Genomic DNA, 25,330 nt, shown 5'->3' with positions numbered 1-25,330 from the left:
AAGCATAAACTTACCGCGAGCACGTCCAGTGGTACTGACCGATCTGTGCTCTACTCAGTACCAATCAGACCGGACGCCCGTCTTTCGTCAAGATAGTGGTTGAGCGGAGGCCCGGCGCTGAGGGTTGCCCGCAAGCAGCCTGTCCCTCCGGCCAGGGGCGGCGAGGCGGCGTCCGTAAAGGGGTGTGATCACTTGGACTCTTGTAATGGATCGGCACGATGCGGAGCATCACCGGGCCGCGGACGCGGCGTGGGAAATGCTTCTTCGCGCAGGCGTATCGATGATCCAGACCGATGCCCCCGAAGCCTTGCTGCACTATCGATCGCGCGGACGCCTGGCGTCGCGCATCGCAGGCGGCCGCAACGCCGCTACCGCCCCGTAAAGCCGAGCGCCAGCCGGTCCGCGATCGCGACCGCCGCGGGGCCGAGCGCCGCGTCCGAAAGCTCGCCGGCCGACCAGAAGGACAAGGCGCCGCGAAAGGCGAACGCGAGCAGCCGGGGCAAGTCGCTTTCTTCAGGCCGGCGCGGGGCTTCGGCGCCATCGTTTGCCAAGGCCAAGGCCCAATAGGCGGCGGACCGCGCCAGGGCCGTGGCTGGAGCCGGCCCGGCAGCCCCGATCGATCCCATCACCGCTCGGTTGACGTCGGGCTCCTCCAGCATGACCGCCACCGCCGTTTCGACCGCCAGCCGCAGGCGGCGGCGCGCGTCCGCCGGGCGCGGCGCGGCGGCCAGGCGCGCCGACATGGTCTCGATCCGTCGGGCGGAGAGAGCGTGCATGATCCCGGCCTTGCTGCCGAACTGATTGAAGGGGGTCGCGAAGCTTACGCCCGCCTCGGCGGCGAGATCGCGCATCGAGAATTCGGCCTTGCCGCTGCGCAGCAGCCGTTCCGCCGCATCGAGCACCCGCTGACGAACGGGCTCGCCCCGTTCGCCGGACGCGCCACCGGGCTTGCCGGACGTCATGCGCCTCCTATATCATGATATAGTTGTATTCTCATGGCGGAGTTATCGCATGACCGGCACCTCGCGCAAAACCTTCCTCATCACCGGCGTCAGCTCGGGCCTCGGGCGCGCCTTCGCGCAGGGCGCGTTGGAGGCCGGGCACCGCGTCATCGGCACCGTGCGGCGGCCCGACGATGCGCAGGCCTTGGCCGCTTTGGCGCCCGACCGCGCGCACGTGCTCCAGCTCGACGTGACGGACTATCCGGCGATCCCGGCGGCCGTGGCGGACGCGGAGAGCCGCGCGGGTCCGATCGACGTGCTCGTGAACAATGCCGGCTATGGTCATGAAGGCGTGCTGGAAGAATCCTCGATGGACGATCTTCAGCGCCAATTCGCCGCCAATGTCTTCGGCCCGGTGGCGATGATGAAGGCGGTGTTGCCCGGCATGCGCGCGCGGCGGCGCGGCCACATCGTCAACGTCACCTCGATGGGCGGCTTCATCACCATGCCCGGGATCAGCTTCTATTGCGGGAGCAAGTTCGCGCTGGAGGGGATTTCCGAGGCGCTCGGCAAGGAGGTACGCGGCTTCGGGATCCGCGTCACCGCGCTCGCGCCCGGCCAGTTCCGAACCGATTGGGCGGGGCGCTCGATGGATCGCACCCCCCGCAGCATCGCCGATTATGACGCGGTAATGGACCCGCTGCGCGCGGCCCGGCAGGCCAAGAGCGGCAACCAGCCCGGCGATCCGTCCAAGGCCGCGCGCGCGCTCCTCGCCCTTGTCGAAGCCGAAAACCCGCCGACCCGGCTTTTCCTCGGCGCCGATGCGCTGGCCCTGGTCGATCAGAAGCTCGACGCGATCAGGGCGGAGCGCGATGCCTGGGATGCGCTTTCAAGGTCCACCAACTTCGAGCGCTGATCCCCCGCCGGCAGGATCGCCTCAGCGCCCTTGCCCGCCTCCTCATCCAGACGCCCTTCACGCCGGCTTCCGCGGGTATCCCGCAGACGGCGCCACACCGGCGGCCAGCGCGAGCTGCAGGAGCTCGGTGAGGCTGCCCGCGTCGAGGCGGTGCAACAGTTGCGCGCGATGCAGTTCGACCGTGCGCGGGCTGATGCCGAGCCTTTGCGCGATCGTCTTGTTCGTTCCTCCGTCGACCAGCCCGCGCAGCACCTCGCTTTCTCGCGGCGTCAGCCGCGCGATCCGCGCCGCCGCGCCATCATCGGGGGCGGCGGCGCGCGCCGCGCCCTGGCAGGCGGCGATCGCCTCGGCCAAGGCGGTCTCGAGCGCGGCTTCGTCTCCGACAAGGATGTAATCGACCGTGCCCGCCTTCATCGCGGCGACGGCACAGCCGATATCGGCGTGCGCGATGTCGAGCGCGATCGTCGGCAGGGTGATCGCGCGCGCGCGCAATTCGCGGGGCACCGAAAGCGCCTCCTCGCGCTTGCGGCGCAGATCCAGCAGCACGCATCCGGGGGCAAGCGCGGGCGCCAGGTCCAGAAAGGCGGCCGCGCTGGCGAAGCTCTGCGCGCGATAGCCAAGCCCGCGCACCCAGCCGGCCAGCGCGCGCGCTTCGGCCGGCTTGCCGTTGACGACATAGACATGGCGCACCTCATCGCGGGTCAGATCCTCGGTGATTCCGCCGATCTGGGTCACCGCGCCCGCGCCGTCGATGATGGGAAAGCTGGTATCGCGCAGCCGGCGCACCGCCCCGTCGCGCGGCCGGAGCAGGCGATATTCGAACTGCACGACCTCGCCCGCCGCCACCCTGGCGAGCGCATGATCGACCTGCTGGCGATCCTCGGGGTGCACGTCCTGCATCCAGGTGGCGAGATCCGTCGGTCCCGCCTCGCACGGCACGCCCCAGATCCGGGAATAGGCGGCGCTGCGATAGGTGATGATCCCGGCGGCGGGATCGCCGATCCAGATCAGGTTGGTGCTGTTGTCGGCGAAACCGCGGAACCGCGCTTCGCTCGCGCGGATCGCCGCTTCGGCGGCGCGCTGCTGCGTCATATCCACCGCCGCGCCGATGAAGCCGACCGCCTTGCCGCCGGCGAAGCTTGTCCGCCCCGAGGTGGCGATATGGCGTATCACGCCATCGTCGCGCCCGATCACGCGATATTCGATCGAATAGCTGCCATCGCCGGCGGGGTCGACGCAGCGCGCGATCGCGTCCTGCACGCGCGCGCGATCCTCGGGATGGATGCCTGCCTCGAACATCGCGCTGTCGACCGGCGTTCCGGGCGGGAGGCCCCACATGGCGCGGAGACGATCGTCCCATTCGAGCGCGCCGCTCGCCGGGTCCCAGGCATAGATGCCGATGCCGACCAGCTCGGTCGCGGCGCGCAGACGTGCCTCGCTGGTCCGCAGCGACTCCTCGAAGGCGCGGCGCTCGCTGGTATCCCGCGAGACCCCGACCACCAGCTCGACCTCGCCCGCGCGGTTGCGCACCGGCCCCCAGAGATAGGCGAAATAGGCGGCCTGGCCGGTCGGGCTGCGGAAGAAGACTTCGTTCTGGACGGTCACGCCTTCGGCGAGAATCTGATCGATATGCCCGTTGAGCACTGTCGCCAGATCCTGCGGATAATCGAGTTCCGCGAAGGTCTTTCCCAGCATCGTCTCGGCCGTGAGGCCGAACAGCGCCAGCATCGCCGGATTGGCATAGGCGAACCGCCGCTCGCGATCGAACGCATAGACATAGTCGGGGATGGCGGAGAGATTGGCCTCGAGGAAGCGGGCATGGTGCGCAAGCGCCTCTTCCGCCGCGAACGCCGGCTCCCGATCCTTCAGTGCGAGCGCCGGTGGTGGTTTATCGCGCTCCACGCCGGCCTCTCCTCAGCCTTTGCCGACACGGCCGGCAACTGCCGGTCGGCGAGGGGTGTTCCCTAGGCATCGCCCGTATGTGCCTGTGATGAGGCGAACCCTAGCTCGGTCCCACGCAATCGAGGAGACCAGCATGAAAGCCCTGGTTTGGCACGGCAAGGAGGATATCCGGTATGACACGGTGTCCGACCCTGCGATCGAACATCCGCGCGACGCCATAATAAAGGTTACGAGCTGCGCGATTTGCGGCTCGGATCTGCATCTCTTCCACAATCTCGTGCCCGCGATGCTGCCCGGCGACATCATGGGCCATGAGTCGATGGGCGAGGTGGTTGAGGTCGGCAGCGGCGCGAAATCCGCGTTGAAGAAGGGCGACCGCGTCGTCATCCCCTTCACCATCCAGTGCGGCGAATGCGACCAGTGCCGCCGCGGCAACTTCTCGGTATGCGAGCGGACGAACCGCAAGAAAGATCTGGGCGACAAGGCGTTCGGCCATGCGACCGCGGGGCTGTTCGGCTATACCCATCTGACCGGAGGCTATCCGGGCGGCCAGGCCGAATATCTGCGCGTGCCCTTCGCCGACACCACGCACATCAAGGTGCCCGACGGCATCGACGACGAGAAGCTGCTCTTCCTCTCGGACATCCTGCCGACCGGCTGGCAGGCGGCGGTGCAGGCCGACATCCAGCCGGGCGACACGGTCGCGATATGGGGCTGCGGGCCGGTGGGGCAGATGGCGATCCGCTCGGCGATCCTGCTCGGCGCCGAACAGGTGGTGGCGATCGATCACCTGCCCGAGCGCCTGTCGATGGCGGCCGCCGCCGGGGCGATCACCCTCAATTTCGAGGAGGAGAGCGTCGTCGAGCGGCTGAACGCTCTCACCGACGGCAAGGGGCCGCACAAATGCATCGACGCGGTCGGCACCGAAAGCCATGTCAATTTCGGCCAGCCCGATACGCTGCTCGATCGCGCCAAGCAGATGCTGATGGCCGAGAATGACCGGCCGCACGTGCTGCGCGAGATGATCTATGTCTGCCGCCCCGGCGGCGTCATCTCGATCATCGGCGTCTATCTGGGCCTGGTCGACAAGATCCCAATGGGCCAGGCGATGAACAAGGGGCTCACCTTCCGCATGGCGCAGGCGCATGTGCCGCGCTGGACGGGCGACCTGCTGCGGCGGATCGAGGATGGGCAGATCGATCCCTCCTTCGTGATCACCCACAAGGTCGATCTCTCCCGCGGTCCCGAGATGTACGCCACCTTCCGCGACAAAGCGGACGGCTGTGTCAAAGTCATGCTCCAGCCCTGAAGGAGGCATTCATGTCCCTCACCAATCTCACCGGGATCGCGCGTTCGGAAGGCGACCCCAAGATCGAGCACAAGGGCCCCAGTTCGCTGACTGGGGCCGATCGGCTCGCGCGCGCGCTCGGCTGGGTCTCGATCGGGCTCGGGGTCGCCGAACTGGTGGCACCCGGCCGCATCGCCCGCGCCCTCGGCCTGGAGGACAAGCAGGGCCTGATCCGTGCCTATGGCGCGCGCGAGCTGGCCAGCGCCATCCCGACGCTCTCGATCGACAAGCCCGTCGGACTGGCGGCGCGGATCGGCGGCGACGCGCTCGATCTCGGTACGCTGGCGACGGCGCTGCACAAGGACAATCCCAAGCGCCGCAACGCGGCGATCGCCACCGCGCTGGTGGCCGGCATCACCCTGCTTGATCTCGTCGCGCTGGCGGGCGTGCAGGCGGCCCATAAGCGCGGCGCGCGCAGCGATCGCGACTATTCCGATCGTTCGGGGCTGCCGCGCGGGGCGGCCGCCTCGCGGGGCCTCGCCCGCAAGGATTTCGACATCCCGGCGGACTATCGCGCCGAGGGGACGGTGGCCGATGCGCTGCCGGCGCTTTCCGCATGACCGCGGCGACCGCTGAGAAAGGGCTCGATGCCGCGGCGCACGCCGCCGTGACGATCGGCCGGCCCGCCGAGGCGCTGCGGACGCTCTGGCTCGATCCGGAGACGCAGGCGCAGATCTGGACGCATTTCGCCACGGTTGTCCCGCTCGACGGCCGGACCGCCGACTGGCGCACCCATGGCCCGGCGGGCGGCGACTATCGGTGGCGCACCGAAATCGCGGACAGCGGCCCGGACACGATCCGCTGGTCCTCGCTGGACGGCGCCGATGTGCCGAACACCGGTGACCTGTCCTTCCGTCCCGCGCCCGGCGATCGCGGCACCGAGCTGCATCTGAACGTGCGGTTCGACCCGCCGGGCGGCCTGCTCGGCGATGCGGTGAGCAAGCTGTTCCACATCGTCCCGACCGAGATCGTGGCGCACGCGCTCTACAAGTTCCGCGCGCTGGCGCTCACCGGCGAGATCCCCACCACCGAACCTCAGCCCGCCGCCCGCAAGGGCGGGGCCGATCGCTAGGAGCCACGCCGATGCGCGCACTCTGCTGGAACGGCGTCAACGACCTTCGCGTCGAAACGGTGGCCGACCCCGAAATCCTCAACCCGAGCGACGTCATCCTCAAGGTCCGCCTCTCCACCACCTGCGGTTCGGACCTGCACCTGATCGACGGCCTTATTCCCACCATGCGCGAAGGAGACGTGCTGGGCCATGAATTCATGGGCGAGATCGTCGAGGTCGGGCGCGGGGTGACCAAGGTGAAGCGGGGCGATCGCGTCGTCGTGCCGTCCTTCATCGCCTGCGGGCAATGCTGGTATTGCCAGCACGATCTCTATTCGCTGTGCGACACCAGCCACCCCAAGCCCGAACTGCAGGAGCCGCTGCTCGGCTACCCGACCGCCGGCATCTACGCCTATGCGCATGCCTTTGGCGGCTATGCCGGCAGCCACGCCGAATATGTCCGCGTGCCCTTCGCCGATACCGACTGTTTCCTCGTGCCCGATGGCCTGGCCGATGAGGACGCGCTGTTCATCTCCGATGCCGCGCCGACCGGGTTCATGGGCGCGGACTTCTGCAATATCCAGCGCGGCGACGTGATCGCGGTGTGGGGTTGCGGCGGGGTCGGCCTGATGGCGCAGCAGAGCGCGATGATCCTCGGCGCCGAGCGCGTGATCGCGATTGATCGCTATCCCGAACGGCTCGCCCAGGCGGCGGCGTTCGGCGCCACGCCGCTCGACTTCACCCAGGTGGACGTGCTCGACGCGCTGAAGGAACTCACGGGCGGCCGCGGCCCCGATGCGTGCATCGACGCGGTGGGCATGGAGGCGAGCGGCACCGGGCTGCAGCATGCCTATGACCGGGTGAAGCAGGCGCTCTATCTGGAAACCGATCGCGGCACTGCGCTCCGCCAGGCGATGCTCGCGGTGCGCAAGGGCGGCACGCTCTCGATCCTCGGCGTCTATGGGCTGATGGACAAATTCCCGCTCGGGGTGCTGATGAACAAGGGCGTCACCGTGCGCACGGCGCAGCAGCACGGCCAGGCCTATGTGCCGCGCCTGCTCGAACATGCGCTGCGCGGCGAACTTACCCCCGCCGCGCTCGCCACCCATCGCTTCCCGCTCGAGGAGAGCGCCAAGGGCTATCACATGTTCAAGCACAAGGAGGATGGCTGCCTCCGTGCCGTCTTCATGCCTTGAGCGGTCGGCGGGAGCGCGTGAACGATAATGATCGAGCAGATCCTCGGAGCGGCGCTGACCCTGCTGTTCCTCGCCGACATCTTTCTGACCATACTCTATGCCCGGGCGGGCACCGGACTGCTCGCCCCCCGCTGGGATCGCGCGGTCTGGGCGGCGCTTCGTGCGCTGGCGAAGCGCGCGGGGAGGCACCGGGGCACTTTATTGTCCTTTGCCGGACCGCTGATCGTCGTGTCGCTCATCGGCTTCTGGTCGCTGGGGCTGACGCTCGGCGCGGCGCTGGTCGTCCAGCCGGAACTCGGCACCGCGATCCGCCCGTCCAGCGGCACTGCGTCGACCGACTTCGTCACGGCGCTGCTGGTGGCGGGCAACAGCCTGTCGATCGTCGGCGGCGGCGACTATGCCCCGCACAGCATGGGGACGCGCCTGTTGTTCCTGATGAACTCGCTGATCGGCGCGTCGGTGCTGTCGCTGGTGCTGAGCTATCTCGTTCAGGTCTATTCGGGACTGCGCGAGCGCAACGCGCTGGCGCTGACGATCGACCTGATGACCGACGGCACCGGCGACGCGGCGGTGATGCTGGCCCGGCTGATGCCCGGCGGCACGATGGACGATGCGACGAGCGAACTGGCCAATCTCGCCCGCGCGCTCGCGGCGACCAAGGAAGCGCACCATTTCTATCCGCTGCTGTTCTATTTCCGCTTCGAGGCGCCGCGCTATGCGGTGTCGCGCTTCAGCTTCGTGCTGCTCGACCTGGTCACGCTGATCGACACCGCGCTCGATCGCCACCGCTATGCCAGCCTGCGGGCCTCGGCCGCGCTGCGCTCGGTGGCGCAGGGCGCGAAGCTGCTGCTCGAGACGCTGGACGCCAATTTCCCGACGATAAGGGCTGCGCCCGAGGACGCCGCCGACAATTGGCGGCTGCGGCAGAGCTTCGTCGCCGCGACGCGGACGCTCGGGAGTGCCGGTATCCTCGTCGATGCCGACGCGGTCGATGCCTATTGTGCCGAGCGGCGCCGCTGGGAGCCCCGCATCCGGCGGGTGGCGCCGACGCTCGGCTATGACATGGGCGAGGTCGATCGGCGATCCGCCGAGGCGCCGGTCGCGTGATGCATGGTCTGCCCGCCGGCTGAAAGCACGCCGCGCTACCGTCAAGCCTCCCTTTGTGCGTGTCTCCAGACGTGGCCCTGCGCTAAGGCGCCAAGGTTCGCGGCGACCGCCACGGAGATCCTCGGACGGTCGCGCGGCCTCTTACAGATCGCACCTGGAAAAAGCAGGACGCTTCAGTGACATGAAGCGTCCTGTCCTCCGCCGCTTCGATAGCGCAGGCGGCCAGTTGATTTCTTCTCAAGTAGAATCAAAAAGATCCGCGGAGCATTGCTCATCATGAGCGCTTACTGATATCGTCATACTTTAAGTCAGTATTAACCACGAATCACCTCCGAATCTTTCCCATTTCGCCAATATATTCATTTTGTGGGGAAGATTTTCGATCGGGAGGGGGCTTGGGCCGCCCTCGGGCTTTTTGCCCTTTCGCTGCTTGCGGTGCCGCCGCAGCGGGCCTCGGCGCAATTGGCCGGCCCGGCCGACCGGGACGCCGAGCGCATCCTCGAGCAGCAGCAGCAACAGGCGCGCGACCGCGCCGAGCAGTTCGAGCAGTCGCGGCGGCGGCCGCCGCATGGGGACGAGGCGCGGGCGCCGGAGCCCGCTTCGCCCGAAAGCGGAGGATGCGCCGCCATCCGCGAGGTGCGCCTGGCCGGGGGCGGCCGCTATCCGGTGGATGGCTTCGCCACGGTGCTCGCGCCGCTTCGGGGCTCCTGCATCGGCATCGGGGCGATCGACGCCGCCCTGCGGGCCATCACCGACCGCTATGTGCGCGACGGCTTCGTCACCAGCCGCGCGGTGGTCGGCCCGCAGGATCTGAAATCGGGCATCCTGACGATCTTCTTGGTCGAGGGCCGTGTCGGCGGGGTGGAGGCTTCAGGCGAGGGCAAGCGCTATGGCAGGGGCGAGCTTGCGGCGGCCTTCCCGGTCGGTCGTGGCGATCGCCTCAGCCTGCGCGCGCTGGAGCAAGGTGTCGACCAGCTGGCGCGGATGGCCAAGGGCGATCCGAAGATCGACATCGCGCCGGGCGACGCGCCGGGCACCAGCCGGGTGCTGGTGCATCGCCAGCCGCTGTCCCGCTGGATCCGTCCGGCCATCCTGATCAACAATGATGGCCCGGCGAGCACCGGGCGCTGGCAGACGAGCGCGAGCCTGGATCTGGATTCGCCGCTCGGCCTCGCCGACAGCTGGTCCTTCTATTATCAGGGCGCCGCGAGCAAGGATCGCACGCGGCGCGCCCGCGCCTATGGCGGCTTCGCCGCTCTGCCGCGCGGATGGTGGACGCTCACGCTGTCCGCGGGCTTTTCCTCCTATCAGTCGGTGCTGGCCGGCAACGGGCTGCGCTTCGCGACCCATGGCCGCACCTCTAGCGGATCGGCGGCGATCGACCGCATGCTGTTCCGCGACGCGCGCAACAAGCTGTCGCTTTCCCTGGGTCTGTCGCTGCTCGACACCCGCAATTTCGTGCAGGGGATCGCGCTGCGGACGAGCAGCTACCGCGTCGTTTCGGCGGCCGCCGATCTGCGCTGGCAGCGGCGGCTGGCGAAGACGCAACTCAGCCTCGCCGGCGGCTATGATCAGGGCCTGGGCGTGCTTGGCGCGCACAGCGTCGACACCGGGCCGGGCGGCGCGACCGGACGCTACCACCGGCTGACATTCGACGCGGCGGTGCAATCGCCCTTCGCCCTTGGCCCGACGAGGCTCAGCAACACCGTGCTGCTGCGCGGCCAATGGGCCTTCGACGCTGTGTTTCCGGCCACCCGCTTCAGCCTGGGCGGCAGCGCCACGGTGCGCGGCTTCCGCGACGATGGCATTTCCGGGCGAAGCGGCGCGGCGATCCGCGAGCAGCTCGGCTTCGGCATTGTCGATCTCGCCAAGGCGCAGCCGGCGCTCGCGACCAGCGTGTCGGGCTATTTCGCCTATGATCTCGGCGCGATCGTGCCGGCCGGGGGCGATCCGTTCGAGCGCGGCCTGCTCCAGTCCGGGAGCGCCGGACTGATGATCCGCGGCCGCCATCTCCAGGCCGAACTCACCCTGGCCGTTCCGGTCACCGCGCCCGCCTGGGTGCGCCATCCCCGGGCCTTGTTCAGCTCCAGCATCAGGATTCTGCTGTAATGGAAAGGGCTGTCCCTCCCGCTTCATGTCGCACGCGCCGCCGCGCGCTGCGCGCGTTGATGCTCGCGGCGCTGGCGACCTCGGCACTCTCGCCGGCGCGCGCGCAGACCGGCGCGCCCATCGCCACGCCGCCCCTGCAGCCCGCCGACCGCCGGACCGGACTGGACGTGACGCCGGCCGGCACCCCGATCGTCAATATCGCCACGCCCGATGCGAGCGGGACGTCGCATAATGTCTTCACCCGGCTGTCGGTCGGCAAGGAAGGGCTGATCTTCGATAACAGCCCGACCACCGGACGCAGCGTGATCGGCGGCTTCCTGATCGCCAACCCCAATCTCGGCGGCGGCCGGGCGGCATCGCTGATCCTGAACGAAGTCACCGGCGGCGTGCGCACCACCCTGGCCGGGCCGCTGGAGATATTCGGGCCGCGCGCCGCGCTGGTCGTCGCCAATCCGAGCGGCATCACGTGCGACGGCTGCGGCTTTCTCAACACCGGGCGGGTCAGCCTGGCGGCGGCGACGCTGCGCTTCGCGGCCGATGGCGGCTTCGATGGCTTCCGCATCGCCGAGGGAGGCGATGTCGCCGTCGAGGGGCGCGGGCTGCTTGCCGGCAATGTCGATTATTTCGACATCATCGCGGCGGCGACGCGCCTCAATGCCAGCCTCTACACCAAAGACCTGCTGATCGCGGGCGGTAGCGGATCGGTCGATTATGCCAGCCGCACGGCAAGCGCCGCGGGCGCGGCGGCGCGACCGGGCGTCGCCATCGATTCCTCGATCCTCGGCGGCATGTATGCCAACCGCATCCGGCTGGTCGGCACCGGCGCGGGACTGGGGATCAACCTGCGCGGTACGGTGGCGGCGCTGGAGGGCCCGCTCACCATCACCAGCGACGGCGCGCTCGCGCTCGCCGGCACCTTCGCCGCCGGCGACGCGACCCTCACCGCCGCGCAGGGAGCGGTTACGCTCACGGACCGCCTCTATGCGGGTGGCGGCCTCGCGATCACGGGGCAGACGATCCGGCAGAGCGGCGGACTCGCCGGGGCGGGCGGCGACGTCGCGCTGCGCGCCGGCGGCGACATCGCGCTGGAAGGCGGAGACGGCGTCTTCGCCGGGATCGACGGCACCGGCGCGCGCACGTTCGGCGGCGCGGTGTCGATCGTCGCGGGTGGCGCGGTGGAGGCCGGCGGCGCCACGCTCGCCGCCGGCGGCGCGCTCGCCATCGATGCGCGCGCGCTGCGACAGGGGGCGGCCGGGCGGTTCGGCGGCACCAATGTCACCCTCCGGACGCAGGCGGACCAGGCGCTCGCCGGGACGAGCCATGCCAGCCAGGACATGGAGCTGACGGGCGACGCCATCAGCCTGACCGGCACGCTCGCCGCGCATGGCCGGCTCACGCTATCGGGCCGGCAACTGGTGATTGCGGGCACCGCCACGGGGCTCGGCGCGGCGACGGCGCGTGCGGAGGAGGCGCTTTCGGTCGCGGCCTCGGGCGCGCTCCAGAGCAACGGCATGGTGATGGCGGCGGCGCCGTCGCTCACGGTCGGCGGATCGCTCATCGGCGGATCGCTGCGGCTGCGGGCGGAACAGGATCTGCGCGCCACCGGCCTGCTCCAGTCCGAGGGCGCGTTCGACCTGCAGGCGGGGGCGGCGAGTCTGGCCGGCACGGTCTATGCCGGCGGCGCGGCGCGTCTTGATGTCGGGAGCCTCCAGTCGGACGCGGTCCTGTCGACCCAGGACGACCTGACCGTCACCGCCAGCGGCGATGTGCGCTTCGGCGCGGGATCGACCGGCTACGCCAAGGGCCGGCTGACGCTGTCCGCCGCCACGCTCACCGCGCTGGGCGCGATCCAGAGCGATACGGGGCTGCGCCTGACGAGCCGGCAGGCGCTGACGCTGGCCGGACGCACGCAGACGCGCGGCACGATCGATCTCGGCGCCGGCGGCGAGGCGCTGCTGCGCGGCACGCTGATGAGCGGCGGCGCGCTCTCGCTCACGGCGCCGCGCGTGTCGATCCCCGGCCGGATCCTCGCCAACGACATCGTGGCGATGACCGCCAACGCGGACAATTTCAGCCTCGCGGGGACGATCCAGGCGGCCCGCGACGTGACGCTGACGGCGGTCGACCGGTTGCGCATCGGTGCGTCGGCCGAGGGCGCGACCGGCGATGGCGGCGCGGCGGGGAGTTCGGGCGCGGGCGGAGCGGGCGGCGGGGGCGGCGACGCCAATGGCGGCAATGCCGCTCCCGGCAGCGGCGATGGAGGCGGCGGTGCGCCGTCGGCGGATGGTGCGGCGGCCCCGCTGGTGCTGAACCTGCCCGCCTTGACGGGCGGAGCCGCGCCGGGATCGCTCGCCGCACGCGGCGCCGTCACCCTGTCCGCCGCGGATATCGAGATTGCCGGCACCGTCGCCGCCAAGGGCGATCTGACCGCGCTCGCCACCCATGTGCTGACGGTGCGCGGCAGCGCCTGGAGCGACGCGGCGCTCGCGGTGCGGGGCGGCGGTGTCGATGTGGCCGGCCTCGCCAGCCTCGCTTCGGCCGGCTCGCTGGCCATCAGCGTAGCGAACGATCTCGCCAATCTCGGGACGATCGCGTCCAATGGCGGCGCGCTCGCGCTGCGGGCGGACGGCATGGTCCGCAATGGCGGCACCTTGTCCGCCAAGGCTGATCTGCACGTCGAGGCGGGAACGGATTTTGCCAGCACCGGCACCCTCTCGGGCGAGGGGGTGACGGTCGCGGCGCGCGACCTTGCGCAGAGCGGCACGATCATCGGCACGAAGGGGCTGTCGCTCGACGGCCGCTCGATCACGCTCGGCGTGACGAGCAGTCTCCAGAGCGGCGGCGCGGTTGCGCTGACGAGCAGCGGCGCGACCGGTATCGCGGGCACGCTGCGCACCACCGATCGGCTGGCGGCAGATGCCGGCGCCGCGCTCACCATCGCGGCGGGCAGCGATATTCAGTCCGCCGGGGCGGTCGCGTTCACGGCGGCCGGGGATCTGGCCATGACGGCGGGGAGCCGGATCACGGCGCTGGGCGATGTCCGCCTGACGGCCGACAGCCTCGCGCTTGGCGGCACGATCGCCGGCAATGCCGGTCTCGCCCTCACGGCCACCCGCGATTTCGGCCTGAGCGGCAGCGTCACCGCGCTCGGCGACATCACCGCCAAGGCGGGCGCGACCGCGCTCTCGGGGTCGCTCGCGAGCGCGCGCCGGCTCACGCTCGACGGCGGCGCGACGACGCTGGCCGCGACCTCGACGCTGCAGGCCGGCCACCGGCTCGCGCTCTCCGCCACAACGCTTTCCGGCGGCGGGCGCATCCAGGCCGCCACGCATGTGACGATCGCCAGTGTGGGCGACCTCGCGTTGGGCGGGCGGCTGGCGGCGGGAACCGCCGATGACCAGGGGCGCATGGTCAAGGCCGGCGACCTGACCATCACCGCCGGCGGAACCCTTGATCTCGCCGCGGCGGCGGACGTGGCGGGCACCAGCCGGCTCGCCGGCAAGAGCGTGCTGCTGGGCGGCACGCTGGCCGGGCTGGGCGATCTGTCGCTCGAGACCGAGACGTTGGTCACCACCGGGACCGCGCATGTCGATGGCGCGATCACCGCCAGCGTTTCGGCGGATGCGACGCTGGGCGGCGCGCTGACCGGACTGGCCGGGCTTTCGATCAGCAGCGGCGGCGCCTTTGTGCAGAACGCCGCGCTCGCCTCCAACGCCGGCCTGATCCTGTCGGCCGGCGGAACCCTGCGCCATGGCGGCCGCAGCACGGCGCTGGGCGACGCGCAGCTGACCGGCGCGGCCCTGTCGCTCGCCGGATCGATCCGCGCCAATGGCGATCTGTCGCTCACCAGCCGCGCGGGCGACATCGCGCTTGCCGAGGGCGCGCAGGCCTCGGCCCGGGCGACCACGCTGCACGCCGCCGGCGACGCCAGGCTGGCGGGCAGCCTGGCGGGCGCCGCGTCGCTGACCGTGCGTGCCGGGCACGCGCTCGACATTGCGGCGAGCGGCGTCGTGCAGGCGGGGATCAGCACGGCGGACGGCGGGGTGACCCGGGTCGGCTCGCTGCTCCTGGCGGCGGGCGCGCGCCTTGCCAATGCCGGCACGCTCGGCGCGACCGGCGGCCTTACGGCGACCGCGCAGGCCCTCTCCAGCACCGGCACGGTCTCGGCCGGCGGCGCGATCGACCTGACCGGCGCTACGGCGACGATCGGCGGCAGCGTCGCCGGTCTCGACACGGTCACGATCCGGTCGACCGCCGGCGCGACTGCCGTGATTGGCAGCGTGGAAGCGCGGGACGTCGCGGTCTCCGCCGCGGGCGGGGACCTGACGCTGGCGCCGGGCGCGCGGCTGACCGCCTTTGGTACCGGCGCGGACGGCACGCTCGCGCTGACGAGCGGCGGCGCCATGGATCTGCGCGGGCGGCTCTCCGCCAACAATGATCTGACGCTGGAGGCGGCGACCAGCCTCAGCGTCGCCGCCGACAGCGGGGGGCCGGCGATCGGCACGCTGGGCCGCGCGACGCTCCGGGCCGGGGCAGGGCTCACCAACGCCGGCACCATCGCCGCCGGCAAGGATCTGCTCATCGCGGCGGCGGCGCTGGACAGCGCGCATCTTGCGGCCGGTGGCGGGATCGTCGCCGATATTGGCGGCGCGATCACGCTGCGGGGCACGAGCAGCGCGCAAGCCGCCTCGGGGATCCTCGTGTCCGCGCGCGGCGGCGATGTCGTCCTGGCCGAAGGCGCGCGGGTGGAGACGCCGGGCGCCTTGCGCCTTTCCGCCGCGGGCGCGCTGACCAACGCCGGCGTCATCGCCGCCGGGAGCACAAGCGGCAGCGGGCCGGAGGGCGGCATCAGCCTCAGCAGCGGCGCCGCGCTGCGCTCGACGGGCGCGATCGTCTCGAACAATGGGTCGGTCGCGCTGCGCGGCGCCAGCATCACTTTGGGCGGCGCGATCGGCCAGTCGGGCGGCGTCTATGCGGCGGGCGCGCTCGGCCTCGACGCGGGCGACATCACGCTGCTGAGCGGGGCGCAGGCGATCGGCCATTCTGGCCTGCGCGCGGCGGGTGCGAGGCTGACGCTGGGCGAGGCGAGCCTGCTGCAATCGAACCGGACCGCCCGTATCGCCCTCAGCGGCGGCTATGTCTCGTCGGGCGATCTGGTGGCGCTCGGCGATCTCGCGCTCGAACTCTCCGGCGGCACCATCGCTAACCAGGCGGGCGCCGGTATCTTCGCCGGCGGCGCCGGCGCGACCGCGGGTGGCGGTTCGGTCACGCTCAGCGCGGACGGCATCGCCAATGCCGGCACGATCGTCGCCACCGCCTCGGCCGGCGGGGCGGGCGGCGATGCGACGCTGCGCGCCGGCGCGATCGCCCAGGCCGGACTGCTCCACGCCGATCACGCGCTGAACCTGAACGCCGCCAGCGTGACCCTTAGCGGCACCGCCGAAGCCGGCACCGCGATCGCCTGGTCGATCCCCAGCCTCACCTTGGAAAAGGGAGGCGCACTCAGAAGCGCGGGCGGCATCACGCTGTCGGGCACGGACTTCGCCAATGCCGGCACGGTGGCTGCCGCCGGCGACCTTGCGATCACCGCCAGCGGCGATCTGACCTCGCACGGCCTTCTCACCACGCCGGGCGCCCTCCAGCTCGCGAGCGGATCGGTGCTGACGCTCGGCGCCGGCAGCCAGACGATCGCGGGCAGCGCCCAGGCGACACCCGCGATCGGCGGGGGCAATGTCACGCTACGCGGCGCGGGCGTCCACAGCCTCGGCACTTTGTCCGCCACCGGATCGCTGGGCATCACCGCCGATACGGTAAGAATCGGCGACGCCACGCTCGTCAATGGCGATGTGACGCTCGCCGGAGAACGCGGCGGCGCGCCGACGCTGACCGTCGATGCCGGGGCCTCGCTCGGCACCTATCTGGGCGATGCGCGGCTCGGCGCGCTCTCCACGCTGACCCTTGCCGGCTCGCTCACCGCGACCAATGGCAGCGTGCGCGTCAGCGCTGGCGCCACCAGGATCGGCGCCGCGGCACGGCTCGCCGCCGGACGCGACGTGGCGATCGGCACGACCGGTGGTGGGGCGCTGACGCTCGACGGGCAGATCCTCGCCGGAAACGATCTCACGCTCAGCGGCGGGACGCTGGCGGTCGGCGCCGGCGGCACCGCCCAGGCCGGAGATGATCTGACGGTCGAGAGCGTCGATGCCGCAACCGGATCGGGCGCGGTCGGCATCAACGGCACCGACTATGATGTGAGCGGCACGCCGATCACGGCGCGCCTGAGCGGCAAGATCAGCGCGGGGCATGATCTGCGCCTGTCGATGGCCGGGGCCGTGCTCGCCGACGGCCCGGCGCAGATCATCGCCGGCAACGACATGACGCTGGCCGCCGGCCATCTGCTGCTGGGCGCGCGCTATCGGCGCGAGGATGGCGGCCGTGCCGCGAGCCTCGGCGTGATCGCGGGGCACGACCTGCTTCTTCGCAGCAGCACGCTCCTCCCGGGCGGGCTGGTTCTGGATGGCTCGGTCCAGGCGGGCAACAATCTGACGGTGGAGGCGAGCGGCGCGGTCGTCTCGACGGCGGCGGCGCAATTGGTCGCGGGCCATGCGCTCGCGGTGTCGGGATCGGCGCTGAGCCTGTCCGGCTTCAATTCCGGACAGACGCTCGTGGCGTTCACGGCCACCGGCACGGCGGGCGACGTGACGCTGGCCGGCGCGACCGCCTCTAACGGGCGCGTGGTGATCTCGGCGGAGACCGCCACCGTGCGCGCCACGGGATCGATCAGCGTGCGCGGCGGGGCCGGCAACACGGCGGGTATCGGCCGCGATATCGGTCGCGCGGCGAACCTCGACATCGAGACGAACGGCGGCTTCACCAACCAGGGCAGCCTGTGGTCCGATGGTGCGGCGTTCCTCAAAGCGGCGCACGGCGACATCGTCAACGCCGCGAGTGGCGCCAATGGCGGCATCACCGCGCGGACGATCGTCGCCCAGGCCGATGCCGGCACCTTCGTCTACAGTGCCGGCGCGTTCAAGGGCGACACGGTCGGCCTGTTCCTCGGCGGCGACTTCACCAACAGCGGCAGTTTCGCGCCTTCGGGCGATTACTGGATCAGCGCGGCCAACATCCGCAACGCCGGGCTGATGGCGACCTCGGGCGACCTGACGCTGCAGGCGGCGGGCTCGCTCTACAATGTCGGCACGATCTATGCGGGCCGCCGCCTCAACCTCTCGGCCGGCGGCGCGCTCACCAACGACTATGTTGGCGACGACCAGGGTAATGGCAGCCACGGCCTGATCCTCGCCCAAGGCGATATCGCGATCACCGCGCATGATGTCGCGAACCAGTCGGCGACGATCCAGTCGCTGGGGGGCGGGATACAGATAGGCCTGACTGGGGGCGACTTCCTCAACAGTGTGAAGAGGTTGAATACTTCAGCCTCTTCCGGGGGAATGGGCAGACTATTTATCGAGCGTGCAACGGGCCAGAGGCTGTCGGAAGAAGAAATAAGAGGCAATCCGAACATCCGATTAGTGAGACTTATAGAAGAGGGATTAACTTTAGCAATAGATGCTGAGCCTTTCTTGAACGACTTGAACGATTTTTTATGTATCCGGAGTGACTCTACCGCAAGTAACATAGCTTCATGTCTTACAAGAACTGATCTTCCGGGTCGGACGCGTTCTGTTCGCATATATGAGATGCAGAAAGGCGAAATTGCCTCGACGGTAACGGGCCCTTCAAAGATATCTGCGGCGCGATCCATAATGATCAATGCCGGCGCTGGCGGTGTAACGAACAGCAATTCCTCGATACTTGCAGGTGACGACGTTCGCGTAACGACGGCCGGTTCGGTCACGAATGTGTCGGACCTGCTTGTTTCCGGGGGCGTCAACACTCCGATAACGGCAGCGCCCACCCTTATTCGCGCCGGTGGCACAATTACAATCAACGCCGGCAGTTTCAAGAATATCGCCAAAAATCTGATCGGTGCCGATCGCTACACCGCCAACCAGCTGGTCGAGCACGCCGGCGGGGCGGGGCCGAGCGCCAGCGCACCCGCGACCTTCAGCGCCGGCAACGGCGCGTCGGCGACGCCTGGCGCGGCGGAGCGCGTGGCGCTTTCGGGCACCTCCGTTGGCGGCACCGGCGCGGTCGGCGCGGCCGCTGGGGGCGGCCTGAGCGCTCGAGGCAAGGGCGATGCCGCGTCAGGGGCGCTCACGATCAACGCCGCCCTCGGTGTCGGCGTCGCTTCGGCCCGGGAAAGGGGCGGCGCCGGGATCGGCGGCGCGGTGGATGTCGGCGCGGCGGCGGGTGCCAGGATCGGCGGTGCGTCCGGCGATCCCGTGTGGGAGGCCGAACGGATCGGCGAGATCGGCCGTGCGGCGGATGGCGCCGCCGCGCCCGCCTGGGCGGCGACCGACCTGCAGGGCGCATCCGCCCCGGGTGGTGCTGGCGGTTCCGGCGGGCCGGGGGCCTCGGCGCTCCTTCCCGCGCTGGTCGCGGGGCTGAACGACACGGGCGCGCCCATAATCGCGAACGCCGCCTTCGGCACCTTTGTCGGCGGCTTCCTGGCGAGCTTCAACCTCACCGGCAACGCGCCCTCGCTGTTCACCTACAGCGCCAATCCCGGCTCCCGCGTCCTGTTCACCAGCAACGCGGCGCTTTCTTCGGAAGCGGCGCTCTACGATTCAAAATGGTTCTTCGATCGCGTCGCGCCGGACCGCGCCACCACCTATGCGCGGCTCGGCGACGGCTTCTTCGAGGCGCTGCTGGTTTCGCGGGCGGTGCAGGCGCAATCGGGCCGCGCGCAACTCGCCGACTATGGCTCGGCGCTCGACCAATATCAGGGCCTGCTCAAAAATGCCGAGAAGGCCAGGACCGGGCTCGGCCTGCGGCTCGGCGTCGCGCTCACCCCCGAACAGGTGGCGGCGCTGACCGAGCCGCTCCTCTGGTACGTCCAGAGCAAGGTCGGCGGTCGCGACCTGCTCGTGCCGGTCGTCTATCTGGCGGCGAGCCAGGCCAAGGCGATCGCGGGCGGCGCGCTGGTCGCCGGCACGGATGTGGCGATCACCGCGCGCGACGGTATCGAGAATAGCGGCACGCTCGACGCCAAGGCGATCCTGGCGCTCGCGTCGCAGGGCGGCGACATCGCCAACACAAGCGGCGGCACGATCGAGGGCGGGGCGGTGCTCGCCCAGGCCGGGGGCGACATCCGGCTGGCGGGCGGCAGCACGATCCGCGCCGATGCGGGCCTGGCGCTCGACGCCGGTCGCGATCTCGTCACCGATACGATCCGCAGCACCAGCACAAGCCTGACCTCGGACTATCGGGACGAGCGCCACTGGTGGAACCGCCGCACGGTCAGCGAGCAGGTGACCGGCGCGACGCTGGCGGCCGGCGGCGACCTGACGATCCGCGCCGGCGGCGATATCGGCCTGCGCGCGGCGACGCTCAGCGCCGGCGGCGCCGCGCGGCTCGCCGCGACCGGGACGATCAGCCTGGGCGGCGTCACCAGCACGACCACCACCAGCTATGCCGAGCGCACCGGCAAATATACCAAAGCGACCAGCACCGAGACGGCGACCCGCTTCCTCGGCACGACGGTGACCGCCGCCGGGCCGGTATCGCTCGCGGCGGGCGCGGACCTCAGCATCACGGGCGGCAGCGTGCGCAGCGCCGGTGCGGGGGCGGGCGACGGGATCGCGCTCTATGGCGGCCAGGGCATCGCGATCGTCTCGGCGGAAGAGAGCGCGACTCTCGACCGCTTCGCGCGCACCGGCAAGAAGAGCCGCGCCACCACCCACGCGACGAGCACCACCCACCAGCGCGCCGAGCTGGACGCGGCGGCCGGCCTCCGCATCGCCAGCCCGGGGGCGGTGCGGGTGGAAGGCGCGGTGGTGTCCGCCCAGGGCGCGCTCGCGCTGGATGCGGCCAGCCTGACGCTGGCCGGCGTGGTCGATACGGTCGATGCGCGGGTCGACACGGTCTCCAAGAAATCGGGCCTCTTCTCCTCCACCACGCGGCGCACGAGCAGCATCACGCATGACGAGACCGCGCTCGCCTCGACCCTGTCGGGCGATACCACCCGGGTCACCACAAGCGGCGCGGTGACGATCACCGGCGCCAATCTCGTCGCCTCGAACGGGCTGGCGCTGGTGGCGGACGGCCCGGTGACGATCGCCGCGCGCGCCACTACGGACCGTCTGGACAGCCGGTCCTCGGTCAAGAAGAGCGGCTTCTCGCTCGGCGGCGACGGGCTGTTCCTGGGCGTGGCCAAGACCAGCACCACGCGCCAGGTGGCCGAGACGGTGCACACCGGATCGCTGCTCGGGACCGCGGCGGGCGATGCGGCGATCGTGTCGGGCGGGCGCCTGTCGATCACCGGCAGCCGCGTGGCGGCGGGCGGCGATGTGCGGCTGCAGGGCGCCACGGTCGAGATCGCGAACGCGCTGAACGCGAGCGACACCAGCCAGACCACCCAAAGCTCGAGCGTGGGCCTCTCGATCGGCGTCCAGAGCCAGCTGCTGCAAAGCCTCGGCAATGCGGTCGATATGGGCCGGATCGCCACCAGCACCGGCAATGATCGCGTCGTGGCCGTGGCGGGGCTGGCGGGCGGGATGGCGGCGGTCAACGCCGTCAATGCCGGGAAGGATCTGGCGCGCACGCTGACGAGCGGGAGCGGCAGCCTGGGGGTTTCGGTCGGCGTCACCTTCGGCATCTCCACGTCGCGCGCGACCAGCACCGCGCATGACGAGACGGTGGTCGGCAGCCAGGTGCGCGGCCGCGACGTGGCGATCATCGCGCAGGGCACGGGCGCCGGCGGCACGATTGCGGTGCGGGGCACCACGGTGGAGGCGGCGCGCGACCTGACGCTTGCGGCGAACGGCGCGATCACGCTGGTGGCGGCGACCGAAGCGAACCGCCAGAGCGGCGACGCCAGGAGCAGCGGGTTCACGCTCGGGCTCACCGCGCAGCTGGGGCTGGACAAGGGCAAGCCCGCGGCGATGGCGCCGACGATCTCGGTGGGCGTCTCCTCGTCGAACAGCCACTATGCCGGCACCCGGATCACCAACCAGGAGAGCGTGCTGCGCGCCGGCGGCACCGCGACGCTGACGACGCCGGGCGCGCTGGGGCTGGACGGCGCGCTCGTCTCGGGCGACCGGCTGGTGGTGGAGGCGGGCAGCCTGGCAATCGCCAGCCGGCAGGACAGCAGCCGCTATGCCTCGCACGCGCGCAGCGCCTCGCTGGGCGCGAGCGTCGCGCTTGGCACGGGGCAGGTGTCTTTGTCGGGCAATGTCTCCAGCGGCCGGCAACAGGGCGATTTCGCCAGCGTCGCCGAGCAGGCGGGTCTGTACGCCGGCGACGGCGGTTTCGCGATCCGGGTGCGCGGCGACACGAGCCTCACCGGCGCGGTGATCGCCAGCACGGCGGACGCAGCGAAGAACAGCCTCGTCACAGGCACGCTGCACGCGGCAGACATTCAGAACCGCGAGAGCTGGGACGCGCAGCAGATCGCGCTGGGCGGCGGGATCGGCGGGATCGGCGCGGACCGCGGCGGCCGGGCGACGCCGCAGGGCGCGACGCGGCTGCCGGGGGTGCGGCTGGGCCGCCTCGGCACGCTGACCGCCGCCCCGCCCATGGCCTTCGGCGCGGGCCGGGCTCAGTCGGGCACCACCCAGTCGGCGATCGCGCCGGCCACGATCACGATCAGCACGAGCGACCCCGCCAGCACCGCGCGCGTCGAAACACTCCGCCGCGACACCGCGGGCGCCAATGCCGGCGCGCTCCGCCAGCAGTTCGACGAGGCCAAGCGGGAGGAGGTCGCGAACGGCTTCCAGGCCGCGCAGACGCTGGTGGTGGAGACGAGTGCGTTTCTGAGCACCCAGGCGAGCGCCGCCGAGTCCAAGAAGAAAATGGCCGACAAGCTGGCCGCGGAGTCGGCACTGGCACGAATCAACGGCGACACCACGCAGGCAGAGTGGCTGTCTGCGAAGGCGAAGAACCTCTATGCAGACGCCGAGAAATGGCTGCCCGGCGGCACCTATCGACAGATCGCCGGCGCGCTGGCGGCGGCTGGCACAGGCAATGTGACCGGCTCGATCGGTGGCTTTGCGCAGAGCGCCGTCGTCAACTTCTTCCAACAAAAAGGCGCCTCCTACATTGGCGATCTTGTTCGTCAGGGCGTCGTGCGCGAAGGCTCGCCCGAACAGGCCGCACTGCACGCCCTTGTCGCCTGCGCTGGCGCTGCCGCCAGCGGCGCGAATTGCGGAAGTGCCGCGATGGGCTCGGCCGCAGCGACCGTACTGACCTCACTGTTCCCGCCAGCCAAACCGGGCGAGAAGACAGCAGAAGTCGAGGCCAAGGCAAATCTGGTTAACGCGCTCGTGACCGGCACGGCGGCCGCCATTGGCGACGACTCGGCTAGTTCGAGCACTGCAACCCAAGCCAATCTCGACAATAACTGGCTCTCCAGCGCGCAATACCAGGCATATCGCAAAGAGCTAGCCGCGTGCGGTGGCATTATGTCCGCTTGCTCGTGGCGTGTCGTTGCTAAGTACTCCCTTATTAGCGGCAAACAGAACTTCTTGACAAAGGCCGGCTTCGACGTTGGCCTTGCAAAAGGCGTGGTGGGAGACCTGACCGGGCTCTTCCAATTGCTGAAAGACCCGGGAACGGCGCTCTCGGCCCTCGGGAGCCTCCTGCGCGATCCAGAGCTCGTGAAGCAGATCGGCCGAGAGAAGCTCGACAGGCTCGTCGCCGACTATCGGGCGATGTCGGACGATTTGGCGCGCGGCGGAGACCATGCCGCCTATGATCTCGGCGAACGGCTCGCAGGTCTGGCCTACGACATAAGCTCGGCCCTTGTGAACGTGGGTGCTTCGGCGAAATTGGCCAAGATCGGCGTCGCGGGCGTGAAGGTCGTCGCGGAAGATGCTGCCGCTGTGGCACGCGGCGCCACCGCGCTCAAGGACGCGCAGACGATAAGGTCTCTGCTTAAAGCCGGAGCGTCCGCAAAGGACATTCTCGCCAAGCTAAGCCCTCTCACTCAGCCTTTCAGGCAGCATGTAGCTGAGTCTCTGGCAGCCATGTTAGGCGCTGACGGAATCACTATAACATCCGGAGGCACCGGAGCCAGACTTATTCAAGGAGGGGTCGAGATTCTTTATGACTCTATGCCCAAAGATCTCCAAGCTCTAGCGCGGTTTGTCAAGAGCGGCGCGGACAAGACAGGCGCAGCGACGGAGGCGCTATTCACAAAATTATTCTCTGCGACAAAGTACGTCGAACTGGATGCAAAATATGGTAGTAATAAGGGCATCGATCATCTCTTGCAGGGTCCTGACGGTAAGGTACTGCTGGTGATAGATGCTAAGCAGATCAATGCGTCGGGTAGCGTCAGCTTGTCCAAGCTTAAGAATGGCGATCTGCAACTCAGCGCAGAATGGATCGATAAAGTCTTAGAGAAACTGGCTGACTCACCGGCGGCGAAAGCCATCGAGCAAGCTCAGAAGGACCGTCAGCTCGTGACGGTCGTGGGAGGGGTTGACCGAAGCACTGGGAACGTTGTTCTGGCGAAGGTTAATGTACCGAGTAGGTTAGAACGGGGGCTGTGATGATCTTGAGATGGTTCCATAAAAGTGGCCTGGATGAGAAGAAGGTCTCCTCTGAGATGACTGCGGAAAAACCATTTAGCTATACCATGAGGAACGACTTGAACCTGAGCAAAAAGGCTATCGATACACTTGATCGTGTTTACCGATGTATAGGCCCTGAAATGACTAGCGACGAGAATATAAGAACTATACTCGATAAAATAGACGCGGTGGTTCCACATGCTGGTACGCTAATAAATCTACTAGAAAGGCCGATAAAGGCCCGTGGCATATGTTCGTGGTTCATAGACGGGGATTTGAACGCATCAAAGAATTGGTTTTATACGTGGGGTAAGTTGCGCTACATTGGTGGCCAGCCACCCTTCAAGGATCTGCCGCAGGGCTATTACGGCTATGGCTATGGCTGCGGTAAAATCAACGATGTCACCTTCGCACTGGTATCCGATCATCCCGACCTTGTGCGGTGGATCGCAGAGGACGAGCGTGAACGATCGCGCAACCGTCCGGCCAAGGACACTGAAAATCCTCGGATGCAGGAATATTGGGGAAAGCAATTCTATCTGGCGCTTCGCGGGGCGTGGGATGAACTGGGCGCTCGCTCCGAACGCATCCTCGCAAATCCACCAAAGTCTGGAGACGGTCTCTTTTTCCTGAATGATCATCATTTCTACGTCGCGCTCGCCCGGGGGGATGCGGATGGCATGCGGGCGGCGATCCGGACGCTGTTCAACAAGAAAGGCCTACCGCGTCTCGGCCGCGAGTTCGGCTTTACCGAGCATCTGCTCAGCACCTATGCCGTCCTCTATGCGAAGTTGGCGTGGCGGCACGGATATGAGCTCAGCTTCGGCGACAGCCCCTATCTTCCGGAAGCCTGGCTCCCGGTCCGCCCCCTTGATGCCTATGTGGATCCCTTTCCCTTCATGGAGCGGTATGACTTTCCGGCCTCTGAAAAAGCGGGGGATCTGCCATGACAGTCGATACCATAGCATTGACACGCCTTCTCCTGCAAAAGCTCATGTCAAGAGCCGGTCAGAAGACACTCGGTCATGTCTACCTGGACGGTGATGGAATAGACCTTGTTCTTCGGCAGGGTGATAGAACAACCCTGGCACTGATGGCGGTAGACCTGGACTCAGCGGGACAC

At 69.2% G+C, this 25,330-nt stretch carries 12 protein-coding genes; 10 read left to right on the top strand and 2 right to left on the bottom strand.

What is annotated here, in order from left to right:
• Positions 1-205: 205 nt before the first annotated feature.
• On the top strand, positions 206-382 hold the full coding sequence (locus tag LHA26_RS03130) for a hypothetical protein (protein WP_252167300.1): 177 nt from the start codon (positions 206-208) through the stop codon (positions 380-382).
• On the opposite strand, the gene LHA26_RS03125 is transcribed toward LHA26_RS03130, so the two are convergent.
• A complete protein-coding gene (locus LHA26_RS03125) occupies positions 369-962 on the bottom strand; it encodes a TetR/AcrR family transcriptional regulator (RefSeq protein WP_252167299.1) in 594 nt (197 codons plus the stop codon). The genes LHA26_RS03130 and LHA26_RS03125 overlap by 14 nt on opposite strands.
• A 49-nt stretch (positions 963-1,011) precedes the next feature.
• On the opposite strand from LHA26_RS03125, the gene LHA26_RS03120 reads away from it, so the two are divergent.
• Positions 1,012-1,857: an oxidoreductase gene (locus tag LHA26_RS03120; protein WP_252167298.1), complete on the top strand. Its 846-nt coding sequence runs from the start codon at positions 1,012-1,014 to the stop codon at positions 1,855-1,857.
• Positions 1,858-1,914: 57 nt separating this feature from the next.
• Here the strand turns inward: LHA26_RS03120 and LHA26_RS03115 are convergent, their stop codons facing one another.
• The gene (locus tag LHA26_RS03115) at positions 1,915-3,759 is read right to left on the bottom strand and encodes a PAS domain S-box protein (protein ID WP_252167297.1); all 1,845 of its coding nucleotides are present in this window, start codon (positions 3,757-3,759) and stop codon (positions 1,915-1,917) included.
• Between the two features lie 133 nt (positions 3,760-3,892).
• Between LHA26_RS03115 and LHA26_RS03110 the strand changes: the two genes are divergently transcribed.
• The 8 genes from LHA26_RS03110 (at position 3,893) to LHA26_RS03075 (ending at position 25,157) form a co-directional block, all read left to right on the top strand.
• On the top strand, positions 3,893-5,068 hold the full coding sequence (locus LHA26_RS03110) for a zinc-dependent alcohol dehydrogenase (protein WP_252167296.1): 1,176 nt from the start codon (positions 3,893-3,895) through the stop codon (positions 5,066-5,068).
• An 11-nt stretch (positions 5,069-5,079) separates the two neighbouring features.
• Entirely contained in the window at positions 5,080-5,667 is a 588-nt protein-coding gene (locus LHA26_RS03105) for a hypothetical protein (RefSeq protein WP_252167295.1), read from the top strand.
• Entirely contained in the window at positions 5,664-6,179 is a 516-nt protein-coding gene (locus LHA26_RS03100) for an SRPBCC family protein (protein WP_252167294.1), read from the top strand. Before LHA26_RS03105 ends, LHA26_RS03100 begins: the two co-directional genes overlap by 4 nt.
• An 11-nt stretch (positions 6,180-6,190) precedes the next feature.
• The gene (locus LHA26_RS03095; RefSeq protein WP_252167293.1) at positions 6,191-7,354 is read left to right on the top strand and encodes a zinc-dependent alcohol dehydrogenase; all 1,164 of its coding nucleotides are present in this window, start codon (positions 6,191-6,193) and stop codon (positions 7,352-7,354) included.
• A gap of 27 nt (positions 7,355-7,381) precedes the next feature.
• Positions 7,382-8,461 (top strand): ion channel, encoded by a 1,080-nt coding sequence (locus tag LHA26_RS03090; RefSeq protein WP_252167292.1) that lies wholly within the window; start codon positions 7,382-7,384, stop codon positions 8,459-8,461.
• 435 nt (positions 8,462-8,896) lie between these two features.
• The gene (locus tag LHA26_RS03085) at positions 8,897-10,570 is read left to right on the top strand and encodes a ShlB/FhaC/HecB family hemolysin secretion/activation protein (protein WP_252167291.1); all 1,674 of its coding nucleotides are present in this window, start codon (positions 8,897-8,899) and stop codon (positions 10,568-10,570) included.
• Positions 10,570-24,186 carry a two-partner secretion domain-containing protein gene (locus tag LHA26_RS03080; protein ID WP_252167290.1) on the top strand — a complete coding sequence of 4,539 codons (13,617 nt, stop codon included), beginning with the start codon at positions 10,570-10,572 and terminating at the stop codon, positions 24,184-24,186. Before LHA26_RS03085 ends, LHA26_RS03080 begins: the two co-directional genes overlap by 1 nt.
• Positions 24,186-25,157 (top strand): Imm49 family immunity protein, encoded by a 972-nt coding sequence (locus tag LHA26_RS03075; RefSeq protein ID WP_252167289.1) that lies wholly within the window; start codon positions 24,186-24,188, stop codon positions 25,155-25,157. Before LHA26_RS03080 ends, LHA26_RS03075 begins: the two co-directional genes overlap by 1 nt.
• The last annotated feature ends 173 nt before the right edge of the window (positions 25,158-25,330 follow it).

The sequence above is a fragment of the Sphingomonas morindae genome, from assembly GCF_023822065.1.
GTDB lineage: Bacteria > Pseudomonadota > Alphaproteobacteria > Sphingomonadales > Sphingomonadaceae > Solisphingomonas > Solisphingomonas morindae.
Note: the sequence above shows the minus strand (reverse complement) of the source record. Positions and strands in the feature narration are given on the sequence as shown.